Genomic DNA, 1,369 nt, shown 5'->3' with positions numbered 1-1,369 from the left:
TGAACCACCCCGGCGTGTCCGGAGACTCTGTTGCTTGGGAAGGATGGAGTCATGTCAGGGAGTACGTCGAAGAGGTACCCGGCTGAGCTGCGTGAGCGGGCGGTCCGGATGGTCGCTGAGCTTCGTCCCGACTATGAGTCGGACTGGGCGGCGATGACGCAGGTGGCCACCTTGCTGGGGGTCGGGACGCCGGAGACGATCCGCAAGTGGTGCCGCCAAGCCGAGATCGACGGCGGGAAGCGGCCCGGCGTCACGTCGGAGGAGTCGGCGGAGCTGAAGCGGTTGAAGCGGGAGAACGCCGAGCTCAAGCGGGCCAACGCGATCTTGAAGAGCGCATCGGTTTTCTTCGCGGCCGAACTCGACCGGCCCCACCACCAACAGCGCTGATCGTGCAGTACATCGACTCTGTCGCGGGCCGCCGCGACGAGGGCGGTCTGCGGTGGGGTGTCGAGTCGATCTGCAACCAGCTCACCGAGCTGGGCGCCAAGATCGCCCCCGCGACCTACTACGAACACCGCGGCAAGAGGCCGTCAGCCCGCGAGGTCCGCGACGCGGAGTTGAAGCCGATGATCGCCGATATCCACGCGTCGAACTACGGCGTCTACGGCGCCCGGAAGGTCTGGCTCACGCTGAACCGGGAACGCGCCGCGGACGCGCCGCCGATCGCGCGGTGCACCGTGGAACGGCTGATGGGTGAGCTCGGGCTGGCTGGCGCGGTACGCGGCAAGGTCAAGCGCACCACGATCAGCGACCCGCGCGCGCCGAAGCCGTTGGATCTGGTGGACCGCAACTTCGCACCGTTGGCTCCGGACCGGCTCTGGGTAGCCGACTTCACGTATGTCTCGACGTGGTCGGGCTGGTGCTACACCGCGTTCGTCATCGACGCCTACGCCCGAAGGATCCTGGGCTGGTCGGTGGCCACGACGATGGCCAGCCAGTTCGTCGTCGACGCTGTTGAGCAGGCCATCTGGACCCGCGGTCGAGACGCCCGGGATCTGACCGGTCTGGTCGCGCATCACGACCACGGCACGCAGTACTTGTCCGTGGCCTACACCGAGCACCTCGCGACTGCGGGGATCAAGCCCTCGACCGGGGCCGTGGGCTCGTCCTATGACAACGCCCTAGCCGAGTCAGTGATCGGGCTCTACAAGACCGAGCTGATCAAACCGCGGCGGCCGTGGAAGGGCCTCGACGACCTCGAGATCGCCACCGCCGAATGGGTCGACTGGTTCAACCACCGCCGACCCTTCGAGTACTGCGACGACCTCACACCCGTCGAAGCCGAGGCCGCTCACTACGCTCACCACCAGACCCCGACAACGGTCGGAGTCTCAAACTAGAAAGTCTCCGGACACGCCGGGGTGGTTCA

General features: G+C 66.8%; 1 protein-coding gene. It reads left to right on the top strand.

The window, feature by feature from the left end:
• Positions 1 to 51 precede the first annotated feature (51 nt).
• Positions 52 to 1,340 (top strand): IS3 family transposase gene (locus tag NYZ95_RS19790; RefSeq protein ID WP_372500530.1). Its coding sequence is split into 2 segments (ribosomal slippage): positions 52 to 366 and positions 369 to 1,340, totalling 1,287 coding nucleotides; the frame shifts between segments, so codons are not numbered across the junction.
• The last annotated feature ends 29 nt before the right edge of the window (positions 1,341 to 1,369 follow it).

The sequence above is a fragment of the Mumia quercus genome (genome assembly GCF_025506335.1).
Lineage (GTDB): Bacteria > Actinomycetota > Actinomycetes > Propionibacteriales > Nocardioidaceae > Mumia > Mumia quercus.
Note: the sequence above shows the minus strand (reverse complement) of the source record. Positions and strands in the feature narration are given on the sequence as shown.